Here is a 16,561-nt window from a genome sequence, read left to right on the forward strand (position 1 = left end):
CGAATAATTAAATTTGCTTCTCTATGTAGACCCTTCATAAATCCCTCTAGATAAAGAGTTACTCTTTCCCATCTATCTAATTCCTAACGTTAATAGTTATTACAGTTGCTGTTACTGCTGCTATAAGAATTTGAATAGTATTCACCTAATAATAGTGAAAAAAGAAAGTAATTAAAACCGCGTGTTCTAGTTTTGTCCATATGCCAAAAGAGCTTCCCATGTGTAGCAAAATCCTGTAGTATCGATAAGGGCACCCTAAAAATAAAAAGAGGTGCGTAATTATGTATGGCGTTATAAATTATGAAGCATTTTTGCTCACAGGAATTCTATTGAATTTAATTCCTGGAACCGACACGATGTACATCATCGGAAGAAGTATGTCACAAGGTAGAAAAGCAGGTGTGTATTCTGTTTTAGGTATTATTACAGGTTCTTTGGTTCACACATTGTTTGTAGCGTTTGGTTTATCATTGATACTTGTAAAATCTGTTTTTCTGTTTAATACGATTAAAATTATTGGTGTTATATACTTGGTGTATTTAGGCATTCGGATGATACTGGACAAATCCAATCTATCTTTTCAAGCTGCGACAGATTCCCTTAATATACGAAAGATCTATATACAAGGGATGCTAACGAGTCTTACAAATCCAAAAGTTTCAATGTTTTTCATTGCATTTCTTCCACAATTTATAGACACCAAAGCGGTTGGACCCATTCCTTTTTTGATTTTAGGACTGACCTTTACAGCCACTGGATTGCTATGGTGTTTATTTGTTGCGTATTTCTCTTCCTACGTTACGAAAAAACTAAGAGGAAACCAAAAAATTGGGACTGTTTTGAACAAACTAACTGGACTTATTTTTATCGGTATGGGGATTAAGCTTTTACAAACAAAAGCCCCTCATTAAATCTATATAAATCAACAAGATATGCCCCCACAGATGTTTTAAATCTTTATAAGGAACGATCGATATACTACTTCCATAATAAACAGTCTCTTCGTCTAATAGTAGATAAAGAGACTGTTTTTATTGTAGATCTGTTTTCTCGATAATTCATTAAAATTTAAAAAGACAAATAAAACGACCAGTCGCTGCTGGTTGTTTTATTTTGTTTGATATCCGACAATTGCACCCGTTTATGGAGTAAGATTCACAGTAATAATCAATGTTTGTACAATATAAATCTCCATATAAAGAAGCCCTTGGTATATGCCTACACCAAGGGTTTTCGTTTTAACCGATTGAACCTTTAACTAAGCGAGAAAGTCGAGAACTCGCTTGATTACAAGTTTCGTCGCTTCAGCATCGTAAGACGGTATACTGCTGTCGGTAAAGAGATGTTCCTTGCCTTCGTACAGAAAAAGTTCAGCAAGATTGGATGAAGCCACAAGTTCACGGGCAGCGTCGATATCGCCGTCTTCAACGAAAAAAGGATCTGAACTCATGGCGTGAATTTGCACAGGTAAGTCGGCCGGCCACTGAGATTCAAACGCCGAGTTTGGGAGGCAGGCATGAAAAAACAGTGCGCCTCTGGCGCCTTCACGAGTTTGAGCGAGCTGCTGTGCTGCCGGGACACCTAGTGAAAAACCAGCATAGACAACATCGCGTGAAAGCTCGCTCGCTGCCCGAACTCCGCGCGCCGTCACTTCATTAAATCCAATTCCCTTAACAAATGCCAAGCCTTCCTCCAGCGTGGAAAACATGCGACCGTCAAATAAATCTGGCACGTACACAGTATGCCCCGCCTCTCTCAGTTGCTCAGCTATTTCTTCAATCCCCTTCGTTTTGCCTAAAACATGGTGTAACAACAAAACTTCTGCCATCGTTTTTTCCTCCAATTTAATGAATTTCATATGTGTAAATTACGACAAAAAAACCTGTTTGACCTACCAGAATTTTACGATTTAGAAAAGTCTACCTTAAAAACCTACCGCTTGCTTATTCAACAATTCTGCTACGTTTGTTAAATAAGTTCATTAAAAAGTGCGTTAATCCTTCTTGAATTAACGCACCCGATTACGGAATAACTATATTTTTCTCCTCAGTTTGAACTCTTCAACTGATTATATGCAAGGAATTTTTCAGACCAATCTCCATGGCGGAACAAGGGAATAGTTGACCCATCCGCAAGCTGGGCATCTATATTTAGTGCAGATGAACCGATCATAAAATCTATATGAATGAGACTTTTATTTGCTCCATTAAGTTGGAGTTCTTGATCAGACATGTCTTCTCCTCCTACTAGATTATTTGGAAAGGACTGTCCTAATGCTAGATGACAAGAAGCATTTTCATCAAATAAAGTATTATAAAACGTAAGATTCATATTAGAAATTAGAGAATGATGAGGCACTAGAGCTACCTCTCCTAGAAAGCGCGCTCCTTCATCTGTATGTAGAATTGAATTTAGTACTTCTTTTCCTTTTACAGCTGTAAATTGGACGACTTTCCCTTCTTTAAACGTAAGTGAAAAATCCTCAATTATACTCCCATTGAAGTTAAGAGGTCTTGTACTAGCAACGATTCCATTTATGCCTTCCTTCTTAGGAATCGTAAAAACTTCCTCAGTAGGCATATTGGACACAAATGGAATTCCCCTTCTATTCATTCTAGATCCATAAAGCCATTGATGTTTCTCAGGCAGTTCGATCGTTAAATCAGTACCAGGTCCTAGATAAACTAGTTTTTGAATATGAAGTGCATTTAATTGTTCAGTTGTTTTCTTTAACGAATTCAGGTGATTTTTCCAATTGGTAATCGGGTCTATACTATCTATTCTGGCTGCTTGAAAAATAATGTCCCATAGTTTTGCTTTTCCTTCATCCACAGGAAGTTCTGGAAAACATTTATTACTCCAAGAGTCAGATGGGACATTTACAATAACCCAACTAATTTTATTCAAATGAGTATGTTCTAAATATGGTCTTCTGATTGCAGAGCGCTCATTCGCATACCTAGTACTACGTTCAACTGATACATCAGTTAATAGCTCTGGATTTGGTGCTTGGAGAAATAACACAGCTGCATTTTCATTTGCGTATTTTTCAAGACCATTTGCTTTCCATTCTGGATAATACCCTAAAGATGTATATGGTGCTTGTTTATGATTGATTAGCGTCAACTCATCATCTGACCATTCATGATGGACGTACGATGCACCAAGTTCATATGCGTAGCTAGTTACTGTCCGTACAAAAGGTGCAGACTGTATTGGTGCTTCAATAATAAGTTTTTGTCCATGCTGTATATTCAAACCGATACGTAGAACAGTTTCTGCATACTTTTCAATATTTTGATTTACCATAGAGTCTGACAATTTGTAGCCTCCCTTTTTAATTTGTTTCATGTTTGAATAGCTGCATTCTTACTACACCTGCTTGTTTGATAAAAATAATTTATCCTTCTCCTATAATTATTTTATGTAGTCTTAACTTCAATAAAAAATGCACTTCTCCTTGTTTGAAGAAATGCACCCGATTGTGGAATATCAATTTTGAATTATGGCATAGTCAATTATTTCCTGATAGAGTTCGTTCCAACTCGGATAAAATTCTTTTACTTCGCTTGGACTTACAAAAATTCTTTCTTGTGACTCATACCCCGCTTCAAAGTCGTGTAATTGGTCAATTTCAAATCGATAAAAAACTTGAAAACCTACTTTTGGATATTTTCTATTTTCATCCCATTTAGCATTTTCATTGTGGTCAACAATGATATGTCCTAAAAGAGAGCATCTTCCCGTAACATAACCTTCTTCATATGCTTCACGCTTTAGACATTCTTCGGGTGTTTCATTACATTCGATATGACCTCCAGGAAAGTCCCATCCTCTTCGGTTTAAATTTACTAAAAGTAACTTATCATCTTTAAAACAAAATCCGTGAACGCTGGTAATTTGTTCTGCAGGAGGAAGTTGATTATCAAGTATCCACGTTAACTTTACTATCGCTTCTCCCCATTTAACATATTCTGTCGTCATAAGTGTATTATCCCCTTTAAAATACACAACTCTTATTCCACAATCCTGCTACGTCTGTTCAATAAGTTCCATAAAAAAGTGCAGATCTCCTTCTCGAAGAAATACACCCGATAGTTTAATACCGATATATGTTTCAATCAAAATTTATGTCACCATGTTTTCGTCTTTGAGTCGTTTAGGAAATGGGAATTTTAAGGAGAGTATTGCTGTAAAGATAGTGCTATTCGTAAAGGTTGTAGTAGTGTACGGAAATTAAAACACTGTAAAAAACCCTGAGTACGCAAATACGTACTCAGAGTTTTAATGTTTATTGAATAATGAAAGAGCTACCTATTAACGATTCAGGTGTTTTCCCTAGAGTAAGCTGGCTGAGTCTAGAGTATCCAGTATGTTTATACTCTGTGAATACTTTTCTTACTTCATCAATATCCTTGTCACTAGTTAATCGCTGGATTTCTTTTTTATACAAACGAATAACAGATCCGATAACAAATTGAGGCTTGGCATTTTCCGGGTCCTCATTCATGATTAAACATCCCATGTACTGGTATTTTACCTGCATGGTACGGGTCAAGTGAATGACATGTATCAGCTTTTCAAAAAGCTCAGGGTAAGATTGCTCTAATGTATTTAGTGCAGATTGAGCTGATTTCAGTTCGTTCTGGCTGCATAATGTGATCATGCATATACCTCCTCTTTTACATCCCACGGTTTATCAAGAGAGATAACAGCTGCTAATTCTTTACTCTTCAATCGTCTCAGCTTTCGGACTTCTGCCCTTTCTTTTGCTGTTTCATATAAGAATTTCTCTTCCTCTGTTTCAGGAATAACTTGTGGAACATCGACTGGTTTTTTATCTTCACCTAAAGCAACGAAAGTTAAGAAAGCAGTCGCAGCAATTCTTCTCTCGCCTGTTAGCATGTCTTCTGCAATCACTTTACAAAAGATCTCCATTGAGCTTTTGCCGGTAAATGAGACAAAGGATTCTATGCAGACAGAGTCTGTTTGATGAATAGGATATAAAAAGTCGATTGAATCGGTTGAAGCTGTTACACATTCTTTTACTCTGGAATGTCTGCGTGCAGATAAAGTTGCATTATTATCCAGCTTTCTCATCAAAACACCGCCGAATAAAGTATTATAATTATTTAGATCCAGGGACATAACCTGATCAGTATTAATAATTCTGCTTTCTCGCGCTCTCTTCTTGTTCATATGAATCATTCCTTCCAGAATGTGAATTTCCATTTACAAGGCAAGTGTACGCTTGAAATAACATGAAGTAAAATGGTTATTTTTCATTTACAACATAGACAGTCTCTATGTAAATGCTTACATCTATGCCCGATTGGCATAAAAAAAGACAATTCGTGTGGAACCGTCTCTTGCATTATTTTTTAAAGTTGTTCTTTGGCATAACGCAGCCACTCTTTTGCGGCAAAAGATAAATATTGATCCTTTCTCCAAATAAGAGCGAGTTCCCAATTTATTGAGGGATTCACCACATTCATTGTTTTTACTTTTGTGGTAAGGTGCTTGCAAATACTTTCAGGTAATAAAGAAACACCCAGTTTACAAGCGACCATCTCTTCTATAAAAGACCATTGTGAGCTTTCGGAGATCACATGAGGATGAAATCCAGCATGATTACAAGAAGAGATGATCCGGTCATGCAGAACAAAATCCTTATTGAACAGTATAAAAGATTCACTGCTGAGATCCGATAGATCAACTACTTCACATTGAGCAAGTGGATGATCAGGGTGAATAATGAGCTTCAGATCTTCCTTCATAAACGAAAAGTACTGAAAGATATCGTTGTTTGTGGGGAGTACAACTACTCCGATATCCAAGAGATGATTAGCTACTTCTTCTTCGATTTTCTTCGATCCATCCTCCATCAATTCGAATGTAATGGCTGGATACTTCTCATGAAAACTTCCCACCAGTTTCGGAAAGAGACGAGAATTAAAAATAGGAGGTAATCCAATTCGAACATGTCCTTTTTGAAGTCCCAGCAAATTATCCATTTCTGATTCTAAATTGTTAAAAGCTTTATCTACGAGTTTAGCCTGTTCATAGATGACTCTACCAGCATCGGTTAATATGAGCTTCTTTCTGCTGGAACGGTCAAATAGAACCAATCCTAGTTCATCTTCTAAATTTTTGATCATTTTACTTATGGTTGGCTGAGTGATGAACAATTCTTTAGCTGCACGGGTAAAACTGTTATATTTTGCAACCTCAATGAAATATTGTAATTGTTTAATATCCATTCCGACACCTGCATTCTTATTGAAAAATGTTTTGAGTTTAGTATGTTGCTTTTCAAAATAAATTACAAACACTACAAAAAAGTCCCGATCCCAGTATTCGCCATGTGTGGTCAGTTAGCACAGATCTTACTTCCATAAAAACTCCTTTAGAATAGATCAGTATAGAGGAAAAAAGGAAAACAGGTGCCCTTTATTCTAACGGGTTCCCTTTAGAAGGAGAATCCGATTTGTTTTTTCATAATCCTTATTCTCCTAAAATCGTATTTAAAAGCTGAACGTCTGCTGTGTGTTGAATAAGTTCCATGTAAATTCCAATCCAATTACTTTTTCTCCCAACCCACATGGAAAATATCAAGCCAGTAGTTTTCTACCCGCCATCTTTTTTGGAATTCTTTTTCTCTTATTTTTGCTTGCCTACCAAAATTTTTTAATAACTTATTATGATTCATATATTCTTCCTTTCTTCAGAATGATTTAGTTAACTTTATACTGAGAGGTCAGTTTTCCCTAATAAACAAAAAAATATAGTTAGTACCTCTTTTACCAAACTTCCATAAAAAAATGCATTTCTCCTCCTTGAAGAAATGCCATAAAAACTTGTTCATACTTTTAATCGATTATGAGTGGGGTCCAGATTTTTCGGGAGTCTTTACCTGTTCTTTTATTCTGGACTTCCCGCAGACAAAGTAAAAATAGAGCTTTCTTGATGGATTGATTAGTTTTTGATATCTGTAAGCGGTTGGATTTTAAGATCATAATCGACCTTCAACTTCATTAGCTCCCATCTGTTTAACCATTCTCTCCCATTAAGAGGTTTTGAGAAAGGTCTCAAGGTATAATTTCTTAATTGTAAGGGGTCAACCTTATTCTCCTGAAGCTTTTTTAAAAACTTGGTAGTTTGTTTTTCCAAATACGATTCAATTTCTGATTCGAATCTTGAAAGCTCATCACTGGTAAGTATGTTATGTTTCCGTGCAATTTCGTCAAGTCGTCCGTTTAATTGGACGTTGAGATTCAGTTCAGAATATGATTTATCTATATTCAATTGGCTATTGGCTTTCACATGGCCAAGAACAATGGATAAATCACGAATCGCAAAATACTTTAAAAAGTGATCGTTGCCGATAAGCTGGTATATTTGCTCTTCCATGTTGTTCGTGGTTTCGATCAATTTGTCATTTTTAAATATGCCAGTACCTAGGTATTGGAAATTTTCATCACTTGCTTCAAATACAGGCACTACGGGAGAATGCGCTGGTGAATGAAGTGTCTTCATGAATTGATGCAAATTTATAATTGTCAACTTCCCCTGATTATCGTAATGCTTGAACATCCGATAGAGATAATAATCTAGGTCTTCTTGCATTTTCAGTTGATTATTAATGTACTCATCGAAATTCCCTCTGACAACGGCTAGATACAAACGTTTAGAAATATCAGGATCTGTCAAAATCGTATCAATCAATGGACTGATCCCTTCTTTTGCAATTTCTTCACTAATCAACAGCATCCGGAGTTGACCAACTTTCAATTCTCTATAATACTTTAAGTTGAAACCCTTCATACCTTCTTTTAACAAGTCGACTTGAACAGTCAAAAGGCGTTTGTGTTCTTTTACAAGGGGAGGTATCAAAGTGCTCATTCGGTAGTTCTCATCCTCCCCTTTTTGAATCGACCAAAAAGTCACAGGAGCAATTTCTTCAATCAGATTTTTTTCTGCAATAGGCGAACAACCAGATAAAGCAATTATATTAACAAAAATGAAGAAAAGTGTTTTGGTATGTTTATGTTTCATACTAGGAACGGCCCTTTCGCTTTAAAGAGATGAAAAGAAGTAAGGGTACGAATAAGTATGTGAGTGCTCCTGCCCATATCTCTAGCTCTAACAAAATATTTTGATTAGTTGCCTTTTTCCACAACAATTCATTACTCATCATTATACAAATGAAAAATATAGCACAACATAGTGCAAACCCTAATCGAGTCGTTTGATCTTTCGTTTTCTTCAAAGTAATACGAGTTGCACCATAAAAAAATAACAGGAAGATTGTTATGGCGAATACAAAGTGAAATAAATATACAGAGATTAAAATTATATCGATTCGCTCAAACACTGGTGACTGCAAGTAACGTATCATTTCCATCATCGGTAATTTGTTTTCTCCAAGATAATGTGATCCGAAAAAAAACAAAGATGCAATAAATATAATCAGATATTCAAAAATGGTAAATGCATTTCCGATTGTCATGTATTTTAGGATTTTTTCTCTCTTATTGAACCAAGGCGCAAGTAAAATCAAATATTCCGGGCCAGAAAAGGCTGACCAGATGAATAGTACACTTTCCCATGATTTTCTCGTCCATTCATATGGTATTAACGGAAATAAATCATGTATAGTGGCAGAGGGATGAAAAGGCAGTTTTAATAATAACAATAGCATCCAAGCTGTACATAAAAAGGCAATGACGATAAAACGAATGGTATTGGTCATCCCTAGTGAAGCAACATACCAGCAAATTAGTAAAATGAACAGAAGCATCCAGTTCGTATTAACTGAAGGAAAGATGAAATGTTGTGCTACTTCTATATATCCGAGTATAATTACAATCACTTTTAATAATATGAAACCGATTCCGATGAAAGCTAGTAACCGTACCATGCGTTCACCAAAAAGTTCTACAAAACCTTCGTAGCCTTTAGATGCATACATGGAATTAAACCATTTCGATAACATGAATATACTGATTTGTGATAATAACCCTACAATGATAATCATCCAAATCATATAGGGATGTATAAGAAAAACGGGCATAATGATTGCAAAATATAACATTTGTATCCTATTGACCATTAAAGTCATATAAATCCCCTGATACGAAGAGGTTTTCTCGAACAATGAAAATTCAGTCAAGGGATCATCTCCTTCGGCTATATCGCCATTTCTGTAGAGGATGAAGAGCCTCTGGCCTTGTTTTCATCCAATGCAATGGACCACGGATAAATAGATCAAGCCAATCTTTCCCATAAAAAGGGGCAACAGGGGTAAAATATGGTTGTTTCAAAGAAGTAAGTGCATTCAAATTGACTAAAAGTAAAATGATGCCCATAAAGATGCCCATTACTCCAAGAAAAGAAGCAAGGATCAATAGCGTAAACTGTATTAATGTAGTCGCTTTAGTCATCAAGTAATTCGGCACAAGAAACGAAGCAATAGCAGAAATACCAACCAAAACAATTAGCACTTGACTAGCGAATCCTGCTTCTACAGCAGCTTGTCCAACGACAATACCACCGATTACACCTAACGTTTGGCCAGATTTCGTGGGCATTCTTAGACTTGCTTCTTTAATGACCTCAAGTGTTATCAACATAATCAGCGATTCCCAAAATGGAGTTAGTGGCAATTGACTTCTCGTTTCTACAAGGACGAATAGAATTTGCAAGGGAATCATCTGATAATGATGTGTCGTTAAAGCAACATATAGTGGAATCATCAGCAAGGAGAGCATGAAACTTAAATATCTTATGATCCGCAAGAAGCTTGCAACGATCCAGCGATTAATATAATCCTCGGGTGATTGGAATAAATGGAAAAAGTTGATTGGAGCATTCAGGGCAAAAGGTGTATTATCCACTAGAATGGTAACTTTACCCACGCCTAGTGAGTATGCACATACATCGGGACGGTCAGTATGTTGAAATTGTGGAAATACACTATGTTTGTGATCTTCCATAAAGGCTGCTAATTGGGAGGAGTCAAGAATCTGATCATAGTCAATACTCTTGATTTTTTCCCTAGCAATTGATATGAAATCAGGATTCGTTAAACCCTCAATATACATTAAAACAACCTTTGTTTCAGTTAGTGATCCTACCGTGAATTTCTCTGATTTTAATGCTGTTAGAGGTAGCCTTCTACGAATCAATGTAATATTTTGTTCTAAGTTTTCACTGAAACTGTCTTTAGCGCCATAAAGGATTGTTTCTGTTTCAGAGGTTTCTATCGCACGTCCCGTTGGATCTTTAAGATCAACGGAACACCATTGATTTTCAATGGTGTCAAAAAGAAGGATGGCTCCCAGCATCAATTTCTTTTCCGCCTCTTCCAACGTTGTAATTTCAGTAATTTTAGAGACAGAAATGCAAGTTGAAATATTTTCATACTTGCAGAGACGTAAAGGTTCAATAACAGCTTCATTTAACCTTGCTTTATCAATCAATGTTCCTATAAATATCAATACAAATATCTTATTGTTTTGGGTTTGATATTCGATTACTTCAGCGTCTTCCATGTTGTCTATACGTTCGCGGAGAACATCTATTGCGATAGGAATATTAGTTGTCATCTTTTTTGTTCTATTTTCATTTTGGCTTCCTATCCAAATATTCTTCCTTTTCCAAAACATCAACATCAATCTCCCAATAAGGATAATAGTTCTACACCTTTGGTATTATGTTCAGTTTCATATAATTTACTCCATTAGTAAAACAGCCTTGATCTTCAATCATATAAAAATCATTGTTCAAGCTTTTTGATACTATTTTTATTAGAAAGTTGTTATCTCTACTCTGTATATAAAACAGTAATAAAAAAACCACGGTTAAAATGACTAACCCGTGGTAAGTTACTATTCTGAAAAGTTTATTTCTATTTAACTGCTGATGGATCATCAGTTTCCTTTTCCAATACATTCTCAATATAATCTTTACCCCATTCATACATAGCGTCTAAGATTGGTAAAAGTCTTTTTCCATTCTCAGTAAGGGAGTATTCCACTTTTGGTGGAACTACAGGATAAACTTCTCGATGTACGATTAAATGATCTTCCAGTTCTCGCAATTGGTTTACAAGCATCCTCTGAGTAATTCCTGGCATAATGGCCTTTAATTCTCCAAATCTTTTCGTTCCTTCCTTGCCTAGGTGCCACAAAATCAACATTTTCCATTTACCACCTATTACTGCAAGAGTTAATTCTTTTTCACAGTTAAAGTCCTTATCTCCTAAATTAGGCATCTACATTCATTCTCCTTTATTTCATCCAATAGTATACTTTTTGTAACTATATGCGGAAAAAGTGCGTACTTTAAATTTATTTACATACTGAGTATACTAAACAGCATGCTAGTAAGTAAATGAATATTAACATTTACACCCAGCCACTCAGCGCAACAAAATAAAATTATCTATAAGGAGAGAAAATATAAATGAAATTACAATTAGCATTAGATCTTGTCGATATTCCGGGAGCAATTGAATTAGTGAAAGAGGTAGAAGATCATATTGATGTTGTAGAAATTGGTACACCTGTGGTGATCAATGAAGGTCTTAAAGCAGTAAAAGAAGTAAAAGCTGCATTTCCTAACTTAACCGTATTAGCTGATTTGAAAATTATGGATGCAGCTGGATATGAAGTCAGTCAAGCATCTGCTGCAGGTGCTGACATCATTACGATTCTTGGAACTGCAGAAGACGAGTCAATTAAAGGTGCAGTAGAAGAAGCTAAAAAACAAGGGAAACAAATCCTTGCTGATATGATCGCTGTTAAGGATATTACAGCCCGTGCAAAAGAACTAGATGAACTTGGCGTTGATTATATTTGTGTTCATACTGGCTACGATCTTCAAGCAGTTGGAAAGAACTCTTTTGAAGATTTACAAACAATCAAAAGTGTTGTAAAAAATGCTAAAACTGCAATCGCAGGTGGTATTAAGTTAGACACACTTCCAGAAGTCATCAAAGTACAACCAGACCTTGTCATTGTAGGTGGCGGGATTACTGGACAAGCTGATAAAAAAGCTGTTGCTGCTAAAATGCAACAAATGATTAATCAAGGGTAATTCAGTTCATGAATACAACTCAATACCTAGCTGAAATCATAAAAGAGTTAAATCGCTCCGTAGATTTAATTTCGAATGATGAAGCTGAAAAATTAGTTAATGGGATTCTTGAATCAAAAAAAATCTTTGTTGCAGGCGCAGGTAGATCTGGATTTATGGCCAAATCATTCACCATGCGAATGATGCACATGGGGATAGATGTCTACGTGATTGGCGAAACAGTAACCCCTAACTTTGAAAAAGATGACATCTTAATCATTGGATCAGGTTCAGGAGAAACGAAAGGTTTAGTTTCCATGGCTGAGAAGGCAAAAAGCATCGGTGGGACAATTGCAGCTGTAACCATTTTCCCTGAGTCCACTATCGGACAATTAGCGGATATCACAATTAAGTTGCCTGGCTCACCTAAAGATCAGTCGGAGAGTGATTTTAAGACGATTCAACCAATGGGCTCATTATTTGAGCAAACACTTTTACTATTTTACGACGCTGTGATTCTTCGGTTTATGGAGAAAAAAGGTCTGGATACCAATAAAATGTACGGTAAACACGCCAACTTAGAATAAACAATTATTCCATGAGTTCTAAATAGGAAGACCACAAACTGTTTCCATGCAAGATTGTGGTCTTTCTGTTAGTATGTTCTACTTCAATTAGTAATAATTCTAGGAGTGATAGAATGATTTCTTTAAATGGAAAAAATGCAATAGTTACTGGCGCAGGAAGAGGCATTGGGCGTGCTACTGCTATCGCCTTGGCAAAAGAAGGCGTTCATTTAGGCCTAATCGGCTTAAATATGTCTAATCTAGAAAAGGTAACTGCTGAACTAGCGCAATTTGATATAAAGGTTTCTGCTGCAACAGCAGATGTAACGGACCTTGAATCCGTTACCCATGCTATTGAACATATCAAATCAGACTTAGGCCAAATTGATATCCTAATCAACAATGCTGGTGTTGCTAAATTTGGTGGGTTCCTTGATCTAACACCAGAAGAATGGGAAAAAATCATCCAAGTCAATTTAATGGGTGTGTATAATGTAACACGAGCAGTATTACCAGGTATGATCGAAAGAAAATCAGGAGATATCATTAATATCTCTTCTTCTGCTGGCCAAAAAGGTGCTCCTGTTACAAGTGCTTACAGTGCTTCTAAATTCGCTGTTTTAGGGCTAACAGAATCACTTATGCTAGAAGTAAGAAAACATAATGTCCGTGTTACTGCTTTAACACCAAGTACGGTCGTTACAGATTTAGCCATTGATACAAATCTTGTTAAAGGCAATGAAGAAAACGTGATGCACCCAGAAGACCTTGCAGAATTAGTCGTGGCTAGTTTGAAATTTAATCCAAGAGTATTTGTCAAAACAGCTGGATTATGGTCAACAAATCCTTCATAAAACGAAGCAGATCCAGTTGGGTCTGCTTCTTTAGTTCGTACAAAGTACGCTTAATAACACGTTAGCTTTTAAGTTCTATAAAGTGACTTGAATTTGGATAAAGGCTTTCATTTGAAAATCCTAAAGAAGTATAAAATTTACCAGCCTGTTCCGTATCTGTATGAAGCACCAAAATTTTATAATCTCTTTTTGCTTCGTCAATTATTTTTTTTATCAAAAGCTTTCCTATACCGTTTCTCCTATACTTTTTACTAACATAAAACCTTCTCACCCTACCAATAGAGTGTTCGTTTGAAAATGGGTCTTTATTTAATCCACGAATAGCAACAAGGACCCCTTCTCCATTAAACACTTCCTGAGTATGCAAATACGTACTCAGAGTTTCGGTGATTATTGAATAATGAAGGAGCTAACTGCAAAAAGAACAGCTACTTATTAGGTTGCTCTTCCATTTTTCGTACAGACATAAGAGTGCTGATCACGTAGCCCCAGGCTGCTTTTCATATTCTAGCCTGCTCGTGAACTAAGTCACTCCATGTGTAAGTTCATGCCTAATCACATCCAGTGTGTTTGTAAAACCCTACAAAAATAGTTCCCTTATTAATACATGATAATAATGATCACTGGTCATGACTCATACCTCATAAAATGGATCTCCGTGAACTGATATTCTGCCTTTTGCTCATAATATTCCTTTGCAGGGACACTCTATTATCAAAATAAACTTCTACAGGTTGGAGAGTGTCAGAAATGAAGGTTTTATCAATGATCCAGCCATGGGCAAGCCTTTTTATCCTTAGAGAGGCAACATATGAAACAAGGTCATGGAGAACGAATTATCGGGGGCCACTTGCCATTCACACAAGTAAAAAAATTGATAAAGACGTCGCTAATCATATAGCCATAAAGTCTTTGCTTGGTAAGCATGGATACACACCAGAGAATCTTCCAACTGGCCATATCATTGCTGTATGCAAACTTGTAGATTGTTTGAAGGTAAATGAAAACAATGAGACATGGGCCATTCTGGAGGATGGTCGAATCGTATCAGGGAATGACTATTTTATGGGTGACTTTATAGTGGGAGGTTATGCTTGGGTAGTTAAAGACATGCAGATGTTGGATGAGTTTATTCCCGCTAAGGGAAAGCTAGGATTATGGGAGCATGATTTAATTTTATAGGAGCTGATACATTGGTATCGATGCGCAGAAATCAGCCCCTTTTTATTTCTCATGCCCTAATAAACTCTGTATCAATAAAAGAGGTGCTCCATTATTGATCATATTAGTAGCGTAGCTATAACGTAATTGGTGGTCTTATAGATGGAAAGTTAATATATACTGTTTTTTACATTTTCATCTGATAGATTTATTAATTATTTCAGGAATGCACCCGATTGTGGAATAAATCATTAGGAATGCTACCCTTGACTAGCTAGCTCAGATGGTAAGACTAACCTATCCGTAAAATAGTATCAAACATTCTAGGATTATGTTTTTTAAACGATTGGATAAGTTCCTCACCAAATATAGTTATGGTCTGTTCCCAGGGATGACCTAACAATCCCCAGTTGAATTCCTTTTGTATAAAGAAGTAATAATCCCCATCAGGAAAAATAGGTATTGTCCACTCATCAAATTCTTCGTCTTTTGGAAACTCTAAAAAGGGATTGACCCAGTATGAATGGTGTTGCCAATCTAATGCATAAAAATATTCACCATTATTCATTAATTCTTTAATTGCAAACATTGATTTCTCTTCAAGGTCTTTATAAATCTCATTAAATTCTTTAAAATCTCCTGACCAATTACTATAAACTGAAATATTGTATGTAATGAATGGGCTTGGTAGTTTAAACGATGGAAATTTAGTAATACTAGGTTTGAATTTATAATCTTTATAAACCTTTCGCCATACTGCTTTTTCTTCTGATTTACTAAGTTTAATCCAATTATTAATGTTTGATCCCCCCCAAAACACTGCTCATCAATAAGGTTAGCAATACCATTTATGCCCTTAAATTCAATACAAAGTGCACTTCTCCTTCTTGAAGAAATGCAACCGATTGCTGAATATGGAGTAACACCACTTCATTCATAAAGTTCCTATTTAAAAAGCTATTGATTCATTGCCTTATTCCATCTCAATATATCCAAACATATTTAAAATAAAAAAGAACGAAGATAAGCTTAGTAAGCCACCTAATAGAATTGCTACTGATATTCTACTAAATGGATCTAAATGTAATCCAAAAATATTTGCAACAAAAGCTTCTATTTTTTTATTTAGTCCTTCTTCTTCATTAACCTTTTTGAAAATAAGGTTAATTCCATACCCTAATAGGCATATTCCTGTAATAAATATTAGAACTAAAATAATCGGAAGCAAAATTATAAATACCTCATCTGTTTCCCTCATCTCCGCCTCCAATTCCCATTCCTGTAAAAATAATTAAATACATAGTCACAAGTAACTGTATTTCCGTATCATTTAAATTTATCATTTTTAACATAATAAAAGGCATTTCTTTTTAAAGAAATGCACCTGATTGTGGAAGAACTCTATATAACCTATTGCCAAAACCACTTAAGTTGAAATGGAACACCTATATAATATATGTTACCTTCCTGATCAGTTAATTTTTTCGTAAAACGGAACTTCCCAACTTTGTAATTTCCCATAGCAATCATGTCTGTAATTTTTTCTTTTGACAATGTACTCGTGTTTGTTGTGAATCCTAAGCCGTGATGAATGATATCATACCACTTTCCATTTTCTTTTAAATATTGAACTGTCCATTCTTCTGTAAACTCAAGCTTCTTACTCGATGTATTAGTAATTTGAAAATAACCGATATCGAATTTATCATACCTATCTTTATCAGCTTTTACTGACAAAGATCCATCGGAAAATGCAACATTTGAATTCAGAGATTGTTGTTCTGCTAATTTAAATGAGGGTTTACCAGAGAAGGTAGTATATTCATTAAAGAGGTTTCCTATGAAGATCCCCCCAATTACTACAGCTACAGTTAAACTAATTAAAATTACTTTTTTCATATT

At 35.7% G+C, this 16,561-nt stretch carries 20 protein-coding genes and 1 pseudogene; 5 read left to right on the forward strand and 16 right to left on the reverse strand.

All coding sequences use genetic code 11. The annotated features are described in order from the left end of the window. Nucleotides 1-281: 281 nt before the first annotated feature. Nucleotides 282-911, forward strand: coding sequence for a LysE family translocator (locus tag IHV12_RS03535; RefSeq protein WP_197189828.1), 630 nt, complete (start codon nucleotides 282-284; stop codon nucleotides 909-911). A gap of 347 nt (nucleotides 912-1,258) precedes the next feature. On the opposite strand, the gene IHV12_RS03540 is transcribed toward IHV12_RS03535, so the two are convergent. The 11 genes from IHV12_RS03540 to IHV12_RS03585 form a co-directional block, all read right to left on the reverse strand. Further along, nucleotides 1,259-1,828 carry a dienelactone hydrolase family protein gene (locus IHV12_RS03540; RefSeq protein WP_197189829.1) on the reverse strand — a complete coding sequence of 190 codons (570 nt, stop codon included), beginning with the start codon at nucleotides 1,826-1,828 and terminating at the stop codon, nucleotides 1,259-1,261. Nucleotides 1,829-2,046: 218 nt separating this feature from the next. Then, entirely contained in the window at nucleotides 2,047-3,351 is a 1,305-nt protein-coding gene (locus IHV12_RS03545; RefSeq protein ID WP_231620621.1) for an aminopeptidase, read from the reverse strand. Nucleotides 3,352-3,492: 141 nt separating this feature from the next. Then, entirely contained in the window at nucleotides 3,493-3,984 is a 492-nt protein-coding gene (locus IHV12_RS03550) for an NUDIX hydrolase (RefSeq protein WP_197189830.1), read from the reverse strand. 307 nt (nucleotides 3,985-4,291) lie between these two features. Then, nucleotides 4,292-4,666 carry a hypothetical protein gene (locus IHV12_RS03555; protein ID WP_197189831.1) on the reverse strand — a complete coding sequence of 125 codons (375 nt, stop codon included), beginning with the start codon at nucleotides 4,664-4,666 and terminating at the stop codon, nucleotides 4,292-4,294. Beyond that, entirely contained in the window at nucleotides 4,663-5,199 is a 537-nt protein-coding gene (locus IHV12_RS03560) for an acyl-CoA thioesterase (protein WP_197190349.1), read from the reverse strand. The genes IHV12_RS03555 and IHV12_RS03560 overlap by 4 nt, the downstream gene beginning before the upstream one ends. A 182-nt stretch (nucleotides 5,200-5,381) precedes the next feature. Beyond that, complete coding sequence (cidR, locus tag IHV12_RS03565) at nucleotides 5,382-6,260, reverse strand: cidABC operon transcriptional activator CidR (protein ID WP_197129077.1); 879 nt, start codon at nucleotides 6,258-6,260, stop codon at nucleotides 5,382-5,384. A 320-nt stretch (nucleotides 6,261-6,580) separates the two neighbouring features. Further along, nucleotides 6,581-6,709, reverse strand: a complete 129-nt coding sequence (locus IHV12_RS22840; protein ID WP_255552529.1) for a hypothetical protein — start codon at nucleotides 6,707-6,709, stop codon at nucleotides 6,581-6,583. A gap of 266 nt (nucleotides 6,710-6,975) precedes the next feature. After that, nucleotides 6,976-8,055, reverse strand: coding sequence for a Ger(x)C family spore germination protein (locus tag IHV12_RS03570; RefSeq protein ID WP_197189832.1), 1,080 nt, complete (start codon nucleotides 8,053-8,055; stop codon nucleotides 6,976-6,978). Nucleotide 8,056: 1 nt separating this feature from the next. Next, complete coding sequence (locus tag IHV12_RS03575) at nucleotides 8,057-9,172, reverse strand: GerAB/ArcD/ProY family transporter (RefSeq protein ID WP_197189833.1); 1,116 nt, start codon at nucleotides 9,170-9,172, stop codon at nucleotides 8,057-8,059. A 4-nt stretch (nucleotides 9,173-9,176) separates the two neighbouring features. Further along, nucleotides 9,177-10,667 (reverse strand): spore germination protein, encoded by a 1,491-nt coding sequence (locus IHV12_RS03580; protein ID WP_197129068.1) that lies wholly within the window; start codon nucleotides 10,665-10,667, stop codon nucleotides 9,177-9,179. Between the two features lie 242 nt (nucleotides 10,668-10,909). After that, a complete protein-coding gene (locus IHV12_RS03585) occupies nucleotides 10,910-11,275 on the reverse strand; it encodes a winged helix-turn-helix transcriptional regulator (RefSeq protein WP_197129065.1) in 366 nt (121 codons plus the stop codon). Between the two features lie 191 nt (nucleotides 11,276-11,466). On the opposite strand from IHV12_RS03585, the gene hxlA reads away from it, so the two are divergent. The 3 genes from hxlA (at nucleotide 11,467) to IHV12_RS03600 (ending at nucleotide 13,498) form a co-directional block, all read left to right on the forward strand. Then, entirely contained in the window at nucleotides 11,467-12,099 is a 633-nt protein-coding gene (gene hxlA, locus IHV12_RS03590) for a 3-hexulose-6-phosphate synthase (protein ID WP_197129062.1), read from the forward strand. Nucleotides 12,100-12,107: 8 nt separating this feature from the next. Beyond that, a complete protein-coding gene (gene hxlB, locus IHV12_RS03595) occupies nucleotides 12,108-12,665 on the forward strand; it encodes a 6-phospho-3-hexuloisomerase (RefSeq protein WP_197129059.1) in 558 nt (185 codons plus the stop codon). 113 nt (nucleotides 12,666-12,778) lie between these two features. Next, a complete protein-coding gene (locus IHV12_RS03600) occupies nucleotides 12,779-13,498 on the forward strand; it encodes a 3-ketoacyl-ACP reductase (RefSeq protein WP_197129056.1) in 720 nt (239 codons plus the stop codon). A gap of 61 nt (nucleotides 13,499-13,559) precedes the next feature. Here IHV12_RS03600 and IHV12_RS03605 read toward each other — a convergent pair whose 3' ends face one another. Further along, nucleotides 13,560-13,865, reverse strand: coding sequence for a GNAT family N-acetyltransferase (locus IHV12_RS03605; RefSeq protein ID WP_197189834.1), 306 nt, complete (start codon nucleotides 13,863-13,865; stop codon nucleotides 13,560-13,562). Nucleotides 13,866-14,248: 383 nt separating this feature from the next. On the opposite strand from IHV12_RS03605, the gene IHV12_RS03610 reads away from it, so the two are divergent. Further along, a complete protein-coding gene (locus IHV12_RS03610; RefSeq protein WP_197129050.1) occupies nucleotides 14,249-14,680 on the forward strand; it encodes an ASCH domain-containing protein in 432 nt (143 codons plus the stop codon). 45 nt (nucleotides 14,681-14,725) lie between these two features. Here the strand turns inward: IHV12_RS03610 and IHV12_RS03615 are convergent. The 4 genes and pseudogenes from IHV12_RS03615 to IHV12_RS03630 form a co-directional block, all read right to left on the reverse strand. After that, nucleotides 14,726-14,812: pseudogene (locus tag IHV12_RS03615) on the reverse strand (tyrosine-type recombinase/integrase); the annotation flags it as partial. Nucleotides 14,813-14,951: 139 nt separating this feature from the next. Further along, on the reverse strand, nucleotides 14,952-15,458 hold the full coding sequence (locus IHV12_RS03620) for a DUF2716 domain-containing protein (RefSeq protein WP_197190350.1): 507 nt from the start codon (nucleotides 15,456-15,458) through the stop codon (nucleotides 14,952-14,954). 174 nt (nucleotides 15,459-15,632) lie between these two features. Beyond that, entirely contained in the window at nucleotides 15,633-15,917 is a 285-nt protein-coding gene (locus tag IHV12_RS03625) for a hypothetical protein (RefSeq protein WP_197189835.1), read from the reverse strand. A 152-nt stretch (nucleotides 15,918-16,069) separates the two neighbouring features. Further along, nucleotides 16,070-16,558 carry an immunoglobulin-like domain-containing protein gene (locus IHV12_RS03630; protein WP_197189836.1) on the reverse strand — a complete coding sequence of 163 codons (489 nt, stop codon included), beginning with the start codon at nucleotides 16,556-16,558 and terminating at the stop codon, nucleotides 16,070-16,072. Nucleotides 16,559-16,561 lie beyond the last annotated feature (3 nt).

It is taken from the genome of Fictibacillus sp. 7GRE50, assembly GCF_015903875.1.
Lineage (GTDB): Bacteria > Bacillota > Bacilli > Bacillales > Fictibacillaceae > Fictibacillus > Fictibacillus phosphorivorans.